This window comes from Lacticaseibacillus nasuensis JCM 17158 (genome assembly GCF_001434705.1).
In the GTDB taxonomy this organism is placed as follows: Bacteria; Bacillota; Bacilli; order Lactobacillales; family Lactobacillaceae; genus Lacticaseibacillus; species Lacticaseibacillus nasuensis.
This window is the reverse complement of sequence record NZ_AZDJ01000026.1, coordinates 169,350-184,655: the sequence shown is the minus strand read 5'-3', so window position 1 is coordinate 184,655 and position 15,306 is coordinate 169,350. Positions and strand designations below refer to the sequence as shown.

Sequence of the window (15,306 nt, the reverse complement as noted above, 5' to 3'; positions counted from 1 at the left end):
GTAGTTTACCACATTGCTAACTATAAACAAGTGAAATGGCCATTTTTTCTCCGGCTATTTCCAGCATATCAGCCTTTCGCCAAAAACGCGAAAAATATGGTGTACCACTACACAAACTCAACGCACCAAGGTTCTCTATTCACACCGATTCCCCCGCGTTACAATGACCCATACCAAAAACGTTTCGGTTGCGTCAGGACCACTAAGGGGGAACTGTCATGTCACCTGCAGACCTAGCATTAATCGCCAATGCGCGAACAGATTCGGACGCCTTTACCACTTTATTCGACCGCTACCGGCCCTTAGTCAACAACACCATCAAAAACTACCACATGCGCGACTACTCGTATGACGATTGGCTCCAAGAAGCCCGCATCGCGTTACTCAAAGCCGTCGAGCGCTATGATGGCAGCCGCGGCTCCCAGTTCGGCCCCTATTACAAGATGGTGTTGAACTCTCACCTGCGCTCGCTGCTGCGGCGCTACCTCGCACAAAAACGCACCGCCGATGTCACCAGCGACGCGACGGCCACCGAGAACCTCGACGCCGTGATGCCCCACCTCGTGGCCCGCCAGGTGGAAAGCGGCCTGGTGTTGCGGCTGGAATTTTCCACTTTTCTCGGCCAACTCTCGCCGCTGGAAACTACCGCTTTTCACGCCTTACTGAAAGCCCCAACGGCAGAGCAACCGCGGGCGCTGCGCCGCGCGGCCGAGCGCACCCACACCAAGCTGCTGGCCTTCATGGCCGAACATCGTTAACCCATCAAAAAAACGGCCACTTGGCCGTTTTTTTGGTGGCTTAGCGCACCTGATATTGGCGTTCCTGATTGGTGACGCCGGTGAGCACAAACGGCCCGGCAAAATACGCTGGATCCGCCTGGTAGTCAGCGGCGGCATAAGGGACCTTATCGGTGAAGACCCGCTCGTATTCCGCAACACTCAATTGCCGCCGCGCCGCCAGCAGCGCCTCGTGATCGGCGCGGTGCAGCTGACTGGCAAACCCAGGCACCAGCGTGGCGCTAAAGAACTCGCCCACCGCCCCGGAGCCATAGGAGAACAACCCGATGCGATCACCGGCTTGCAGCGTCGCGTCGTGCTCTAACAGCGACACGAGGCTCAAGTAAAGCGAGCCGGTGTACAAGTTGCCGATTTGGCGACTGTACCGTGCGCTCAGGTCAAAGCGTTGCTGCAGGCGTTCCTGATCCGCCGCGGCGGCTTGCGGCAACACGCTGCGCAAGGCCTTAAGCCCCATTTTGGTGTAAGGCAGATGAAAGGTCAGCGCCGCAAAATCGGCCAGCGTGCGGCCGGTGGCGGCTTGGTAATCCGCCCAGCAGTCGGCAAAAAACTTGAGATACTGCTCGGTGGAATACTTGCCACGCGCCAACGCGGTATCGGTGTACACCGGCCGCCAAAAGTCCATGATCGACTGCGAGCGGTAGGCACTGTCATCCGCCAAGGCCAACAGGCGCGGCGCGGCCGTCACCAACATGGCGATGGCCCCGGCGCCTTGAGTCACCTCGCCAGGCGTTGCCAAGCCGTAGCGGGCAATGTCGCTAGCAATCACCAGGGCCGTGCGCTGCTGGTGGGCCGCGACGTAATCGCGGGCCAACATGAGCCCTGCAGTGCCGCCGTAACAGGCCTCCTTGAGTTCGACCGCCCGCAAATTAGCCGGCAGGTCTAATAAGGCCTGAATATACAACGCCCCCGCCTTGCTGGCGTCGACGCCGGTTTCCGTCGCCAACACCACCAAGCCGATCGCCGCGCGATTCGCCGGCGTCAACACCTCTAGCGCCGCCGCGGCGCCTAAGGTGACGGCGTCTTGGCTACTTGGGGCCACTGCCTGCACGTCTTGGCCAATGCCAATCGTGAACTTGGCCGGAGCCACGCCGCGCGCCTGGGCTAATTCGGTTAAATCTAAGTCAAATGCCGGCGTCGCCAGGCCGAGTGCGTCAATGCCGATGGTTGTCATGTTGTCCTTCCTTTCGCAGCGCGGCCAGTGCCCGCCGCGCCGCAGCTAAATCCTTGGTATGTAAGCGCGCGGCCAACGCTTGAATCTCCGATCCGGTAGCGCCAGCGGCGATGGCCAAGGCATGCGCCTGCAACGCCATGTGCCCGGCTTGAATCCCCGGGCCCACCAAGGCGCGCAACGCCGCCAAATTTTGCACTAAGCCGACGGCAGCAATCCCGGCTTGTAGTTGGGCCACGGTGTGCCACCGGCCGAGGGCACTGGCCACTTGGGCCAACGGCAGCGCACTGATTGCCCCGCCGACGACGCCCACCGGCAACGGCAGCCGCAGTTCGCCATGGAGTTGATTGGCCGCCAACCACCAGCGCGACAGCGGCCGCATGCCTGTTGCGCTGGTGGCTGAGGCAAACACTGCGGCGGCCACGGCTCGTGTGTCGTTGCCACTGGCCAAGACCACGGCGTTGACGCCATTCATGATGCCCTTGTTGTGGGTCACCGCGCGGTCAGAATCGACTTGCGCCAACTCGCTTAACGCCACCACCCGCGTTGCAATGGCTTGGCCGCTGTGGTCGCGCGTGGCCAAGGCGGCTGGCGCCAGGGTCACCGTGGCCACGGTTTGCTCCGGCACCTGGTTGCTTAAAATCGCCACCAAGGGCTCGGCGTGTAACCATTCGCCCACCACGGCCGCCATCGCTTCAAGCAGCGTGTTGACCAAGTTGGCCCCCATGGCCGCCTGCGGATCGATGGTGACCTGGAGTTTCAACCACCGGGCGGCCACGATGCTCGGCGTAATCCCGCGCAACCCGCCGCCGCGGGCCACTAATGACGGGTGGGCCGCCGCGGCCACCGCCGTGAGCTCGGCTTGGCGGGCGGCCACCAACTGTGCCGCCGCCGGCAGGTCAGCCAGGTGGTCAAACACGATTTCCCCGGTCACCAGGTGCGGCGCGGTGGTGACGTGGACGCCGCCGCTGGCGCGCACCATGCGCGCGCCGTTGCTGGCGGCCGCGACCACGGAAGGCTCCTCGGTGACCATGGGCACCTGCGTGAGCTGCCCATTAATCACGAGGTTTCGGCACACGCCAAACGGCAAGGTGAACTGACCAATTTGATTTTCGCTTAACGCATCAGCCACCGCCGCCGGCAGGGCACCGCTGGTCGCCAACTGCGCGGCAGCTGCCGGCGTCAAGGCGCCTTCTGCCACTAACGCCGCGCGGCGCGCTGCCGGGGTCATTTGATAAAATTTCATGGCTTGCTCCTTAATCGGGAATCGTCACCGCAACGGCCACGCTCATGCCGCCGCCGACACACAAGGCGGCGATGCCGCGATGCAAGCCGCGAGCGCGCAAGGCGTGGATCAACGTGACCAAGATTCGCGCCCCGGATGCGCCAAGCGGGTGCCCCAGCGCCAATGCCCCACCGTTCACGTTGAGCTTCGCGTCAGGAATCCCGAGGTCCCGGGCCACCGCGACGCTTTGCGCGGCAAAGGCCTCGTTGAGCTCAAATAAATCGATGTCGGCCACCGTGCTGCCGGTTTTGGCCAGCAGGTTTTCAATCACCTGCTTTGGCGCGTACCCCATGATGGCCGGATCGATGCCGCCTTCCGCGTAACCGGTGAGCTCGGCTAAATATTCCGCGTGGGTCGCTTCGGCGTGGGCCTTGCTGGTCAGCACCAAGGCCGCGGCGCCGTCGTTGATGCCGCTGCTGTTGCCTGCCGTCACGGTGCCGCCATGGCGAAACGCGGGCTTGAGGCGCGCCAGCTTCGCCGCATCGGTGTCCGGCCGTGGCGCCTCGTCGCGCCGAATCACCGTGTCGCCAATGGTCACCGGGGCCAGCTCGGCGGCAAAGGCGTCGCGGGCCTGCGCGGCCACGGCGCGTTGGTGGGAGCGCAAGGCAAAGGCGTCTTGGGCGGCGCGGTCGACTTGGTATTCCCGCGCCACGTTTTCGGCAGTGGTGCCCATCGGCTCGCCACTAAAGGCGTCGGCTAGCCCGTCTTTCATCATGCCATCGACAAAACTCACATCGCCGAGCCGGTGGCCGTTGCGCATATTCGGCGCGTAAAACGGCGTGGTGCTCATGCTTTCGGTGCCGCCGACCAGCACCGTGGTGGCATCGCCCATCGCGATGGCGGTTTCCCCGAGGCGCACCGCCTTTAAGCCGGAGCCACACACCTGGTTGATGGTCATGGCCGTGCTGCTGGTCGCCAGCCCGGCGCCCAGCGCGATTTGCCGCGCCACGTTTTGGCCACTGTTGGCCTGCAAGACGTTGCCGATGATGGCCTGATCCACCGTGGCCGGCGCCACCTGCGCGGCGGTGATCGCCGCGGTTGCCGCCACGGTGCCTAGGCTCACCGCGGATTGTGTCGCCAAGCCGCCCCCGAATTTTCCAATCGGCGTGCGCTTGGCACTGAGAATGACTACTCCAGCCATGTTGGCCCTCCTTTATGAATCGCTGAAATCTAGTATACGGGAATCGCCGCGGTTTTTCAGCCGACCTAACCAAACCTTAATTGTGCGCAAGCGACGTGCTACACTCATAGAGGAGGCAAGCGCATGCGAGTGATCGACTTATTGTTATTAATGCACGACTACAAAAAAAACGTCCCCGTCCGCGTGCGTTGTGCGGGCGAAAACGTCTTGATTGGCGAGCTAACCCTGCAAACCGCCAACGACCAGCCGCAGTTGGTGATTCACCCTAAAACTAGCGGCCATCCGCTGAAGCTTTGGGAGGTCATGGCGTTGCTGGACCGGCCGGCCTACCGTCAGGCCTATGTCTACGTGGCCGAGCCGGCAGACTTGCGGCCGCTGTTCGGCTTTCAAACCGTGGCCGGGGGCATCGTGTTGAACTAGCTGGGCAGGCGCTTCATCATTCGGCGCAGCCGCGTGCGGTCGATCAACATGACCCCCAGCTGCTCCGCCAGCTCCTTGGCCGAATCGGAAAATTCGCTGTTGGTGATCACCGCGGCGGCGTCGAGCTTGTAGTAGTTTTGCCCGGCCCAGACTTCTTGCACCGCCTTGTTGCCAACGAACCCGGTATACCGCTTGCACTGAAAGCCAACGCGCTCGCCTTTTTTCGTGCCGATGACGTCGATGCCTTGGTCCCCCGACGCCTGGGTCACCTCGATGTGCTTGAAACTGTTGCGCCGTAACAAGTAGGCGCAAAACGCCTCGAACTCGGCGCCGTCCATGATGTCAACGTTTTCCATTTGCAAGTCGCGGTAGCGAAAATGGTGCCGGTATACCAAGATGGCGTTGACCACCACCCACAAACTGATCACGCCAAACGCGGTGGGGTCCAGCCGCGGCTTCCACACCAAAGGTACCACGCCGCGCGCCCAAAATGAATACACCAGCGCGGCGAGAAAGCCGACAGTCAGCAAGCCATATAATCGTCTCCGTAATCCCCGCATGTGCCCAACGCCTCCGTGATTGATAGCCCTAGCGTACCAAACATTGCCCCGGTGCGGGTCGGGAATGATGGATTTTGATTGAATCTTCATACTTTTTCGGCTAGGCTAAGGGTTGAGAGCGGTTACAACCGCTGAGGAGGAAAATTGTCTTGACCTTAAGCGCAAAAATCTTCGCCCATGTTGGCGGCGACGTCATCACCCAGTACACCTTGCAAAATCCATCCGGTATGACCATTCGCTTCTTGACCTTTGGCGCCCGGGTGCAACAAGTCCGCCTGCCCAGCGCCGGCATGGACCCAAACTTGTTACTCGGCTTCATCACCTTACAGGACTATCTCACCCAGCCCGGCGCGTTTGGCGCCTTGGTCGGCCCGGATTGTCACCACCCCAACCGCGCGGGCTGGGCCAACTGGAACTGGCGGGCCACCACCGCAGAAGGCCCCGGGTTTGACCGCCTCACCTTGCGCCTGGCGCTGGGGCCGGATCAAGACGGCGCACCGGGCGCGCGCACCATCACCGTGGTGCACACGTTAAGCGCCGACAACTTGTGGACCACGACCACCACCGTCGAAACGACCCATCCAGTGCCGGTTAGTCTCGCCTATCAGCTGGCTTGGCAGCTCACCGGCGACCCGGCGCAGACGATTCTCGCTGAAGCCCTCACCGTCGATGGCGTTGCGCACCAGCTGCCGACCACCGCCACGACGCTTGCCGCCAACCGCCTCACGCTGGCGGATCAACACTGGGCGCTGACCTACTCGACGGACGCGCCGCAACTGCGGCTGGATCCGCTGGCCACCGTTGGCGAGGCCAACAACTTTAACGGTATTCTCGGCCAACCGCACGTCGGCCTGATCATCCAGCCACTGCCGGCCGGTACCGAACCACTCCTGGTGACCCCCGGTGCGCCGCTGACGGTGACGACGCAGGTGCGGCTCACCGCCAAATAGGCACGAAAAAAAAGGCAATTGATGTGAACCCCCAAGATTGTTGTCCAATCCTGGGGGTTCACATCAAAATGCCCTTTTTTGCTTGTCCTTATTTGAAGTAATACCGCGCCGTTTCGATGGCGCTGGTGGCCATCAACGACTGGCCATATTCGGCTAACACGTCAGCCGACAACGCCACCTGGTCCCCATATTCCAACGCCACCGCCAACTGGTCCTTCGCTTCTTCGACGGAGAGCTGGTTCGGATAAAACGTCAACACCAGATAGTAGGTGTCTTGGTAGCGGTACAAGTCGCTGGCCGCGCCTTCGAGGTGCAGGCTGTGGGCCAATTGCACGAAGTCTTCAAAGTCCGCAAACTTCACGACCACCTTGTTCACCGGCACGCCGTGATCATCGATGTAACCACCTTCGTCGATGGGTTCATTGTGATCCGTATCCAACGCCGTGAGCTGCCGGCGGATGAAGTCCGGCACGCTATCTGGCTCCGAGGCGTCGCTGGCCGCCGTGATCGCAGGCTCGTCAGTGCTGTCGCCGTCGTTGCGCATATTCTTGCTGATCAACAGTTCCAACCCGCTTTGGCTCGGCATGACCTGAAACGTCACCGCCGAGTTATCCGCGAAGCTGTGATCGGTATCGACTTCATCGAGGATGCTATAGAAAAACTGTTCGATTTGTTTATGGTTGCCGAGCAAGTCCAACACGGTGATGCCGCGCTCTGCCAAGTCATCATTGCCCAACGTGACGCGAATCGTATCTGCATTCAGCCGTTCCATTTCCATGTTGACCGCACCTCTTCCCGACGAGTCACGCTCGCCTTTTCTCAAGTCCATTATACCAGACTCTCATTCGAACGGCATTCTACGCTAAGTCCACAAGAAATGCAACTCTCAGCCCACCAAAAAAGGACGCAATCGGCGCCCTACAACAATTACCACGTGATGCCACCTCCCTGCCGGCGGTGCCGGTTAAAACCCGGCGAGCAGCTGCGCCCGCTGGAGCTCCAACGTGCGCACCGAGCGCGGCAGGAAGCGGCGCATTTCATCTTCATTAAAGCCAACCTGCAATCGCTTATCATCCATGATGATTGGCCGCCGCAGAATTGCCGGTTTCTCAACCATCAACTCGATCAACTCGCTCATGCTGATGGTCTCCAGGTCAAGTTTTAAATCGAGAAACGAGCGCGACCGCGTCGAAATCAACTCGGAGGTGCCTTCCTCGGTCATGCGTAAAATGGCCTTCATCTCATCAACGGATAACGGGTCCGCCGTGATATTGCGCTCAGTAAACGCAATGCCATGGTCGACCAGCCATTCTCGCGCCTTACGGCAAGACGTACAACTTGGTGCGGTATACATCATCAATACAACCATTAGCACACCCTCCCCTTTTCTTGGGTGGTAACGACGTCATCCTACTTTACCAGTATAGAGGATTGGCCCAGGCGAATACAATCACATTCGTAAAATTATTTTTGTGTTTGCCGTTCACCTAACTATTATCGGGAATGCATCGATCGTAATGTTCGGGGCTTGACCGGGAATGCCAAGGGTTTCCCGGCTTAGCCTAACTGAAACCGTAAAAATTAATAGTTTAATAATTGATAATTAAAATTCAATCTCACGCACATCGCTGGCCAACTGCACCGGAATGGCCGGCCCAGCGGCGGCTTGCGCCTGCGCCTTTAACTCGGCGAGACTCACCTCTTGCGGCAAGTGGGTCAGCAACAGGTGCTTGACGCCGGCGGCCTGGGCCAACTCGCCGGCTTGTGGCGCAGTCAAGTGCCACAGCGGCGGTTGGGCGTCGGCCAAAAAGTTCGTATCCGCCATTAGCCAGTCGGCGCCGGCGGCAAACGGCGCCAACCCCGCAAAGGCCCGGGTGTCGCTGGTGTTCACCAACACCTTGCCGGAAGCGCGCTCCAGAATCCGCACGGCAAAGGCCGGCACCGGGTGCTGCGTTTCTAAAAAGGTCAACTGAAACGGCCCGAGATCGAGCACGCTGTCGGCCGTGTACCCGACGCCTTGGGTAAAGGCCCCAAAGGTCAGGCTGGCAAAATTCAACGGATCCTTGGTGTGGCCGTAGATCGGCAGCGGCGACACCTGCTTGGTTCCGGAATGCAGCTGATAATAATACTGCAAGACGCCGATATCGGCTATGTGGTCGTGATGGTAATGCGTCAACAACACCGCCGACAAGCTGAAGGGATCGGCGACTTGTTCCAAGGCCAACAACGCCCCGCTGCCGCAATCCATCAACAACCGGTAGCCGGCACTTTCGACCAGATACGCACTGGTGGCGACGCCGGCGGCTGGATAGCCGCCTAAATACCCAATAATCGTGACTTTCATGGTAAACTTCCTTTCGCACCGCGTTTTGTAAGCGGTATACTAGAGCTGGAGGTGTGAGGATTGACACAATTTCAAATGATACTTGGTAGTAAACATTTTCTCCGGCACTATTTCACGGACTATGATACGCCACTGGTGCTGTTAAAGTCACTGGAGAAGGGCCGCAACTACGCGTTGTTGGATTTAGCCGCGGCCATTCCGTTTGTCGCGCCGATGGCTTACACCCAAGTGGCCGGGGCCCAGCCGATTCCGACCAGCGGCTTTTTTAACCTGATGTACTTCGGGGTCTCCGACGCCGACGAGCCGGTGTTCGTCGCCAAGGTGCGCCGGCTCATCGACCACCACGCCCAGCTGCGCGGCTGCACCAGCATCACCTTGTTCAAGGCCAACACAAAAGAGATTGAATATCTGTTACTGACCAGCTGGGAGAAAAAGCTCGACGTCTTTGCCTCACGCCACATGCCGCTGGTCACCCCAGTCATGGCCTACATGGACCGCGCCGCGGCCGCCGGTGGCTATCACGAAGCCATTTATACCGCCGTCGCGCCGAATACCGACAACGATGACGACGACGAAGAAAAGGACTAACAATCAGCGGGACGACCACGTCGCCCCGCTGATTTAGTCTTCAGGCCCCGCGCGACCCACCAGCGAAAGCTGATCGATCAGCCGCCCGGTCATCCACGCAAACCCCAGAAAGACGACGATGTACACCGTGATCACGACGGCGGCTAGCCCGCCGCTGGGCTCTGCCACCTGGCTGTGTAGCGTCACCAAGGTCACCACGGCATCGGCGACGCCAATCACTAACGGCAAGGCGAACACCCCGCCCACCGTTTGCCAGGTGATGCGACGCGCGCTAGTAGCCGGCAGGCCCAGCTGTTGCAACACCGCGAGTTCCGCTTGACTGCCGTCTGCCGCGATGACTAGTTTTAACAGCAAGATGCTGGCCGTGGCCACCACAACCACCGTGCCCGCCAGCAAGGCAAGAAATAACCCGAAGCCGAACAACGTCTGGCCCGCAGCCCGCACCGGCGCGCGATACGCCGCCGCAGCCCGCGACCAAGTCCGCCCGCCGGCCACGGTGGCCAGCCGTGGCAGCTGGCGCCCGGCGCGCACCGCGGCCGTATTGGCGACAAAACTCAATTGCGCATCCCCGCGCGCCAGGCGATTCACCGCGCGCCGGGTGGCTGCGGTGGCCGCCGGGTACAGGCCCCACAACCGGTCCGTGGTCCCCACGACTTGCGCAAACGCGGCATCTGTTACGACCAGTCCGCGGTCAAAAAACACATCCTGCCCCAGCGGAAATTGATTGGTCACCTGCGCGACTTGCACTTGGGGGCCGCGCGCCAATGCGATGACGTGCGGTCGGTGCCGCTCACCAAAGTGCCGTTGCACCTGGCCGATGCGCGTGGTTATGACCATGGCCTGCCGCCCGGTTAACTGCAAGGCGGGCAGGCTTGGTTGGCCGCGCCGCAACCGCAGATAGTCGCTGGCCGCCATGACCTGATACAACCCCAGGTGCGAGGCAGCGCCGCCGGTCAGGCGCCCCACCACCAGCTTGGTGGTGAGTTCACGGGTGGGCGCTTGCGGCAGTGCGGCAAGAACACTGCGCTTGGTTTGCGCCGTGACCACGACCGGGGCCACCACCGCGCGGTTCATCTCTGCAGTGGCCACGCCATACACCATGCTGGCACTGCCCAGCACGGTCATGGTCACACTGGCTAGAATCGTCGTTAACCACAGCGAGTGCGCATGCGCGCGCAGCCGCGAGGCAATGGTCGTCAAAGTCATCGTGGTGCTGATCAACCAGCGGCCTTGATGCCGGCGCTGCAAGGCAGTCAGCCACAACGGTAAGCCGTCGCGAATCACCCAATACGTGCCAATCAGCCAGGCGCTCAAGATGACGACGAGCAAACCGAGCCCGCCCCATTGGCGATTCTGCTGCGGCAGCCGACTTAAGAGCGGCCGCCAGCCCAACATGACCACCCAGCCCGCGATCATCAAACCGGCGCCGAGCAGCCCGCGCCAGCGTCCGCCGCGCCGCGTTGGCAACGCCGTGACCGGCAGCGGGCGCAGCCAAGGCGTCAAGTCGCGCCCACGCACGGCCAAGGCATCGAGTAATCCTTGTAGCGCCGCGACGACCATGAGCGTCACGCTGAGCTCTAACATGGTCAACGGCGACCATAACAGCCCGGTGGTGACGTGTAGCCCCATCAGCCGCACCATCGCCATGGCGATCAATTTTGACACCACCACCCCGAGGCTCAACCCCAGCACTAGCGTCACCGCTTGGCGCACCAACGCCTCCAGCACCAAGCGCCCGCCCAGCCGGTTGGCGCTGAGGCCCAGCAGTCTGGCGACGCCGAATTCTTGGCGCCGGCGCTGCCACAACGCCCGTTCGAGGTAAAACTGAAAGGTCACGGTAAAGGCTAGCAGCAACAACATGACCAGCGTCAGCCCCGCTGGCACCACCGCCGTCACCTGCATGGCCGTGGCCGCGGCATCAGCCAAGGCGTGATTTTCGCTTAAGGCGCCTAACGCGTAAAGGACCGCGATCAACAACGCGCCCAGCACCACCGCCAGCGTGTTGCCGCGACGGTGGCGCCACAGCTGCTTAACGGCGCGGCGCATGGGCAATCCCCCCGCTAAGCGTGGCGGCCATGTCGATGATTTGCTGGTGGAACCGTGCCCGCGAGCCATTGCGCGTGACCTCGGCAAAAAACGTGCCATCCTTAATAAAGATGATTCGATTGCAGTAGCTGGCCGTATACGCGTCATGCGTCACCATGAGAATCGTGCGGTCCTCCTGGAGGTTGATCTGGGTGAGGTAGCCCAGCAGTTCGCTGGCGGCCAGCGAATCCAGACTGCCGGTGGGCTCGTCGGCGAGAATGAGGCTGGGCTCGGCGATCAACGCCCGAGCGGCGGCGACGCGCTGCTGTTGCCCGCGCGATAGCTCGGCGGGGTAGCGCTGCAACAAGGCCGTCAGGTGCAGCAACTTGGCCACGGCGGCCAGCCGCGACGCCAAGTTGGCCGGCACCGGCGGCACCAAGGTCAGTGGCGTGGTGATGTTATCGGCAACGGTGAGATCGCCGATTAAGTTGAAGTCTTGGAAAATAAACCCCAATTGTTCGCGGCGAAACTTGGCCGTTGCGCTGTCGCTAAGCGCGCCAATGGCCGTGCCGTTCACGGTCACGGTACCGGTGGTCGGCTGGTCGATGGTCGCCAAGATGTTCAACAACGTCGACTTCCCGGCGCCGCTGGGGCCCATGATGCCGACGAACTCGCCGGCATCGACAGCGAAGCTGAGATCCGTTAAGGCGGCGACGCGATTGAAGCGATGCCCGTAGATTTTCGTCAAGTGATTCACTGAAACCATCCGCATGACTGGCCCTCCTTGCTGGCTTCATCATACCAAAAACCACGCGCCTGCGGGGTGACAATCCCGTCACCAAGCTTGCCCTACTTGATTAAAACCGTTACATTAACACATAGAAAGGCAGGTGGGCGTGATGGCCACCATTATGATTATTGAAGACGATCAAACCATTAGTCACCTGATTGCCAGCGAATTGACCCGCTGGCAACACCAGCCCGTGCTGGTCCAGAATTTTTCTCAGGTCTTCCAGGAGTTCGAAGCCGCCGCGCCCCAGCTGGTGTTAATGGACATCAACCTGCCGGTGTATGACGGCTATTATTGGATGCAACAGATTCGCGCCACCAGCAAAGTCCCGGTGATTTTCATCTCGAGTCGCAACACGAACATGGACATGGTGATGGCCATGAACATGGGCGGCGACGACTTCGTCAGCAAGCCCTTCGCCATGGAGGTGTTGCTGGCCAAGATCAACGCCTTGTTGCGTCGCACCTACCATTATGCCGAACCGGCCAGCGCCACGCTGAGCCACAACGGCTTGACGCTGGATCTGCGCACCGGGCAAGGCGCGGTGGGCACGACCACCATCGATTTATCCAAGAACGAATATCAGCTCCTGCAGATCCTCATGCGCCATCACGGGGCGGTGGTGTCGCGCAATCACCTGTTGCGCGAGCTGTGGACCGACGCGCGGTTCGTCGATGACAACACCCTCACGGTAAACATCAACCGCCTGCGCAAGAAAATCGAAGCCGCCGGGTTGCCGGATTACATTCAAACCAAAATCGGCCAAGGCTATCTCGTTCCCTAGGAGGCACGCATGCGACTACGCGATTATCTGTTTGACCGCCGGCGCGGCATCGGCGTGTTCCTCGGCGGCTTAGTGTTGTTTTGCCTCGGGTTGTGGCTTGACCCTGAGCATCGCCTCGCCATGGCGACAGTGGCGTACATGGCCAGCTTGGTGCTGTTGATTGCCGCGGGATTCACCTGGTGGCAATACCTCGACCACAAGCGCTGGCTCACCCAACTCGCCGACCGGGTTAAAGCTGGCGATGCCGCGCTCGACTGGCCCCTACCGGCCAGCCAAAATCGCGAGCAGGCGCTGTACGCCACCGCCTATAACCAATTGGTGACGGCCCATCGCCAAAGTGCCACGAGCTTCGTGGCCACTAGTCAAGACCAGCGAGAGTTTATCGACACCTGGGTGCACGAAATCAAGGTGCCGCTGGCCGCGGCCACGCTGTTAGCAGAGCGGCTGGAAGACACCGCCGACCCGCAGCAGCTCGACGATTTGACGCTAGCCTTGGACCAAATCGGCGGCTACGTCGACCAGGTGCTGTATTATTCGCGGCTGGATAGCTTCAGCAAGGATTATCTGCTGCAGCCCACCGCGTTGACCACCGTGGTGAACGACACCGTTGTCGGCTTGCGCAACCTGTTTATCGCCAAGCGCCTGCAGTTTCACCTCACCGGTGCGGACCACACCGTGGTGACCGACGCCAAGTGGCTGCGCTTCATCCTGAGCCAGCTACTCAGCAACGCCCTGAAGTACACGGCAAGCGGCGGCGCAATCACCGTGACCCTCGCCGAGACGGTTACCGAAACCCAACTCAGTGTGACCGACACCGGCATCGGCATCCCCGCCGGTGACTTACACCGCGTTTTCGACAAGGGCTTCACCGGGGAAAATGGCCGCAACGCCAACCACCAAGCGACTGGGCTCGGGCTCTACTTGGCCAAGCAGCTCGCCGCCAAGCTCGGCCACGACTTGACCATCGCCTCGACGGTGGGGCAAGGCACGACCGTCACCATCCACTTTCCACAACTCACTTACTTTGGACACGATATTTTGGAGGCAACCCATGACTAGTTTCACCATGACCTATCCCCTGTGGGCGCGCATGGAAACCATGAGCGCGCGCTGGATGAGCATCGTCTTTGTGCTCGGGGCGTTTTTGCTCATCGTGTTGGCCATGGTCGCCACCGCCGTGCAAAATCCGCGGATTCGGCGTTGGGGGCTGATTGGCCTCACCGGCAGCCTGTTGCTGGTGGCCGGCGCCGGCGGGGCGATGTATTGGTACATTCAACCTTACCTGCGCTTGAACAAGCTGGTGACGCCGCGGGTGCGCGTCAAACGCGCTGAGTTTTCCGGCTTGGTGGCCGAAAGCGGCAGCGAAATCAGCAACATGGCCGCCTACAACGATTACCCCGACCTCGACAAGCTGCCGATGTATGATCGCAGTACCGTGACTTGGCCGGTGACCTACAAGGGTAAAGGCAGCGGCACCCAGTACTTCGTCATTCCGCGCTACAACCGGTTGTACGCCTACACCGGCCGCGTCGAATACACCAACACCGCGCACGCCTACCTCAAGGGTTACCGCTACACGCTCAACGACCGGCGCTATGCCGCACTGGGCTTCATCAATCCCAGTGCCTATTCCACCGTGGCGCTGGTCATCCCCAAGGCACAAAAAAAGCAGACCTATGATTTACAGATTCAAACCAAGGTCTACCAACTTCAAACCGGTGGCATTAACTGGACCAGCGAAACGGTCCACCGCGTCGAAAAATGGTGACTAACGCACCAGCTTCGACCAAATCTTCACCTGACCCGCAGCCAGCGACGCCGGCACGTCAATGATCCGTTGATTGGCGCTGCCGCGAAACTGCAGGGTCAGGTCTTTTTCTGCCTCCAAGAAGCGGCCGTCGATGAGAATATCCAGCAGGTCCAGCAACTCAAGCTTGTCAGCCGACTCCTGCATCAACTCGTCCCACTTGTACCCCGTCCAGCTCCAGATGTCCTTATCGTGGCCGAACTCCGCCCGCACGCGCCGGCACAGCTTCAAGCATACCTGCGTGTTCAAAAACGGCTCGCCGCCCAGCAGCGTCAGGCCTTGCACGTAAGGCTGGGCAAGGTCCTTGATAATGCGCTCTTCCAGCTCCTGGGTGTAGGGTTGACCGTAGTGAAAATTCTGCGCCACCTTGTTGTAGCACCCCGGGCAGTTAAACTTACAGCCCGACACATACAAGCTGCAGCGCACCCCTTCGCCATCCACAAAGTTAAAGGGCTTGTAGCTGGCCACATAGCCCAGCGACAAGTCGCTAGCCAGCCATTCCTTGGGTGCGGGATTATTCGGCAGGCGCACCGCCGCGCCGTGAATGTCATCAATGGATAAATGCAGCTTTGTCATGTTGGGCCTCCGTCAACTTCGTCGTGCCTCCATTTTACCACGCCGCCTACTAGATGTCGTGGGCATTGGCG

Annotated in this window: 17 protein-coding genes; 7 read left to right on the top strand and 10 right to left on the bottom strand. The window is 60.6% G+C overall.

Features of this window, described 5'->3' with window-relative positions:
- The first annotated feature begins 218 nt into the window (after nucleotides 1-218).
- Complete coding sequence (locus FD02_RS06890) at nucleotides 219-758, top strand: sigma-70 family RNA polymerase sigma factor (protein WP_054723319.1); 540 nt, start codon at nucleotides 219-221, stop codon at nucleotides 756-758.
- 40 nt (nucleotides 759-798) lie between these two features.
- Here the strand turns inward: FD02_RS06890 and FD02_RS06885 are convergent, their stop codons facing one another.
- Genes FD02_RS06885 through FD02_RS06875 form a run of 3 tightly spaced genes read right to left on the bottom strand, consistent with a single transcriptional unit; the run spans nucleotide 799 to nucleotide 4,391 of the window.
- A complete protein-coding gene (locus FD02_RS06885; protein WP_056951377.1) occupies nucleotides 799-1,968 on the bottom strand; it encodes a hydroxymethylglutaryl-CoA synthase in 1,170 nt (389 codons plus the stop codon).
- Complete coding sequence (locus tag FD02_RS06880) at nucleotides 1,949-3,211, bottom strand: hypothetical protein (RefSeq protein WP_056951375.1); 1,263 nt, start codon at nucleotides 3,209-3,211, stop codon at nucleotides 1,949-1,951. Before FD02_RS06880 ends, FD02_RS06885 begins: the two co-directional genes overlap by 20 nt.
- Nucleotides 3,212-3,221: 10 nt before the next feature.
- Nucleotides 3,222-4,391: a thiolase family protein gene (locus FD02_RS06875; protein WP_056951373.1), complete on the bottom strand. Its 1,170-nt coding sequence runs from the start codon at nucleotides 4,389-4,391 to the stop codon at nucleotides 3,222-3,224.
- A gap of 123 nt (nucleotides 4,392-4,514) precedes the next feature.
- Between FD02_RS06875 and FD02_RS06870 the strand changes: the two genes are divergently transcribed.
- Complete coding sequence (locus FD02_RS06870; protein WP_054723715.1) at nucleotides 4,515-4,811, top strand: hypothetical protein; 297 nt, start codon at nucleotides 4,515-4,517, stop codon at nucleotides 4,809-4,811.
- Here the strand turns inward: FD02_RS06870 and FD02_RS06865 are convergent.
- Nucleotides 4,808-5,371: a restriction endonuclease gene (locus FD02_RS06865; RefSeq protein WP_054723716.1), complete on the bottom strand. Its 564-nt coding sequence runs from the start codon at nucleotides 5,369-5,371 to the stop codon at nucleotides 4,808-4,810. The two genes, FD02_RS06870 and FD02_RS06865, sit on opposite strands and share 4 nt — an antisense overlap.
- Before the next feature lie 149 nt (nucleotides 5,372-5,520).
- Here FD02_RS06865 and FD02_RS06860 point away from each other — a divergent pair, with 149 nt between their 5' ends.
- Entirely contained in the window at nucleotides 5,521-6,321 is an 801-nt protein-coding gene (locus FD02_RS06860) for an aldose epimerase family protein (RefSeq protein ID WP_056951371.1), read from the top strand.
- Nucleotides 6,322-6,409: 88 nt separating this feature from the next.
- Here FD02_RS06860 and FD02_RS06855 read toward each other — a convergent pair whose 3' ends face one another.
- The 3 genes from FD02_RS06855 to FD02_RS06845 form a co-directional block, all read right to left on the bottom strand.
- Nucleotides 6,410-7,099, bottom strand: a complete 690-nt coding sequence (locus FD02_RS06855; protein WP_056951369.1) for an adaptor protein MecA — start codon at nucleotides 7,097-7,099, stop codon at nucleotides 6,410-6,412.
- Between the two features lie 186 nt (nucleotides 7,100-7,285).
- On the bottom strand, nucleotides 7,286-7,690 hold the full coding sequence (gene spxA, locus FD02_RS06850) for a transcriptional regulator SpxA (RefSeq protein WP_054723627.1): 405 nt from the start codon (nucleotides 7,688-7,690) through the stop codon (nucleotides 7,286-7,288).
- Between the two features lie 234 nt (nucleotides 7,691-7,924).
- Nucleotides 7,925-8,665: an MBL fold metallo-hydrolase gene (locus FD02_RS06845; RefSeq protein ID WP_056951368.1), complete on the bottom strand. Its 741-nt coding sequence runs from the start codon at nucleotides 8,663-8,665 to the stop codon at nucleotides 7,925-7,927.
- A 60-nt stretch (nucleotides 8,666-8,725) separates the two neighbouring features.
- On the opposite strand from FD02_RS06845, the gene FD02_RS06840 reads away from it, so the two are divergent.
- Complete coding sequence (locus FD02_RS06840) at nucleotides 8,726-9,253, top strand: hypothetical protein (RefSeq protein ID WP_056951366.1); 528 nt, start codon at nucleotides 8,726-8,728, stop codon at nucleotides 9,251-9,253.
- A gap of 33 nt (nucleotides 9,254-9,286) precedes the next feature.
- Here FD02_RS06840 and FD02_RS06835 read toward each other — a convergent pair whose 3' ends face one another.
- Both FD02_RS06835 and FD02_RS06830 read right to left on the bottom strand, forming a co-directional pair.
- Nucleotides 9,287-11,299 (bottom strand): FtsX-like permease family protein, encoded by a 2,013-nt coding sequence (locus tag FD02_RS06835; RefSeq protein WP_056951364.1) that lies wholly within the window; start codon nucleotides 11,297-11,299, stop codon nucleotides 9,287-9,289.
- Nucleotides 11,283-12,050, bottom strand: coding sequence for an ABC transporter ATP-binding protein (locus tag FD02_RS06830; protein WP_056951362.1), 768 nt, complete (start codon nucleotides 12,048-12,050; stop codon nucleotides 11,283-11,285). The genes FD02_RS06835 and FD02_RS06830 overlap by 17 nt, the downstream gene beginning before the upstream one ends.
- 127 nt (nucleotides 12,051-12,177) lie before the next feature.
- On the opposite strand from FD02_RS06830, the gene FD02_RS06825 reads away from it, so the two are divergent.
- The 3 genes from FD02_RS06825 to FD02_RS06815 are packed head-to-tail and all read left to right on the top strand — an operon-like array spanning nucleotide 12,178 to nucleotide 14,620.
- Nucleotides 12,178-12,852, top strand: coding sequence for a response regulator transcription factor (locus FD02_RS06825; protein WP_054723069.1), 675 nt, complete (start codon nucleotides 12,178-12,180; stop codon nucleotides 12,850-12,852).
- Nucleotides 12,853-12,861: 9 nt separating this feature from the next.
- The gene (locus FD02_RS06820; RefSeq protein ID WP_056951360.1) at nucleotides 12,862-13,911 is read left to right on the top strand and encodes a sensor histidine kinase; all 1,050 of its coding nucleotides are present in this window, start codon (nucleotides 12,862-12,864) and stop codon (nucleotides 13,909-13,911) included.
- Nucleotides 13,904-14,620 (top strand): hypothetical protein, encoded by a 717-nt coding sequence (locus FD02_RS06815; protein ID WP_056951358.1) that lies wholly within the window; start codon nucleotides 13,904-13,906, stop codon nucleotides 14,618-14,620. Before FD02_RS06820 ends, FD02_RS06815 begins: the two co-directional genes overlap by 8 nt.
- Here FD02_RS06815 and nrdG read toward each other — a convergent pair whose 3' ends face one another.
- The gene (gene nrdG, locus FD02_RS06810) at nucleotides 14,621-15,235 is read right to left on the bottom strand and encodes an anaerobic ribonucleoside-triphosphate reductase activating protein (protein ID WP_054723066.1); all 615 of its coding nucleotides are present in this window, start codon (nucleotides 15,233-15,235) and stop codon (nucleotides 14,621-14,623) included. It lies immediately after the preceding gene.
- Nucleotides 15,236-15,306 lie beyond the last annotated feature (71 nt).

Coding starts and splice junctions, on each gene's coding strand:
- FD02_RS06890 (WP_054723319.1), top strand. CDS start 219: ATGTCACCTGCAGACCTAGCATTAATCGCCAATGCGCGAACAGATTCG.
- FD02_RS06885 (WP_056951377.1), bottom strand. CDS start 1,968: ATGACAACCATCGGCATTGACGCACTCGGCCTGGCGACGCCGGCATTT.
- FD02_RS06880 (WP_056951375.1), bottom strand. CDS start 3,211: ATGAAATTTTATCAAATGACCCCGGCAGCGCGCCGCGCGGCGTTAGTG.
- FD02_RS06875 (WP_056951373.1), bottom strand. CDS start 4,391: ATGGCTGGAGTAGTCATTCTCAGTGCCAAGCGCACGCCGATTGGAAAA.
- FD02_RS06870 (WP_054723715.1), top strand. CDS start 4,515: ATGCGAGTGATCGACTTATTGTTATTAATGCACGACTACAAAAAAAAC.
- FD02_RS06865 (WP_054723716.1), bottom strand. CDS start 5,371: ATGCGGGGATTACGGAGACGATTATATGGCTTGCTGACTGTCGGCTTT.
- FD02_RS06855 (WP_056951369.1), bottom strand. CDS start 7,099: ATGGAAATGGAACGGCTGAATGCAGATACGATTCGCGTCACGTTGGGC.
- spxA (WP_054723627.1), bottom strand. CDS start 7,690: ATGGTTGTATTGATGATGTATACCGCACCAAGTTGTACGTCTTGCCGT.
- FD02_RS06845 (WP_056951368.1), bottom strand. CDS start 8,665: ATGAAAGTCACGATTATTGGGTATTTAGGCGGCTATCCAGCCGCCGGC.
- FD02_RS06835 (WP_056951364.1), bottom strand. CDS start 11,299: ATGCGCCGCGCCGTTAAGCAGCTGTGGCGCCACCGTCGCGGCAACACG.
- FD02_RS06830 (WP_056951362.1), bottom strand. CDS start 12,050: ATGCGGATGGTTTCAGTGAATCACTTGACGAAAATCTACGGGCATCGC.
- FD02_RS06825 (WP_054723069.1), top strand. CDS start 12,178: ATGGCCACCATTATGATTATTGAAGACGATCAAACCATTAGTCACCTG.
- FD02_RS06820 (WP_056951360.1), top strand. CDS start 12,862: ATGCGACTACGCGATTATCTGTTTGACCGCCGGCGCGGCATCGGCGTG.
- FD02_RS06815 (WP_056951358.1), top strand. CDS start 13,904: ATGACTAGTTTCACCATGACCTATCCCCTGTGGGCGCGCATGGAAACC.
- nrdG (WP_054723066.1), bottom strand. CDS start 15,235: ATGACAAAGCTGCATTTATCCATTGATGACATTCACGGCGCGGCGGTG.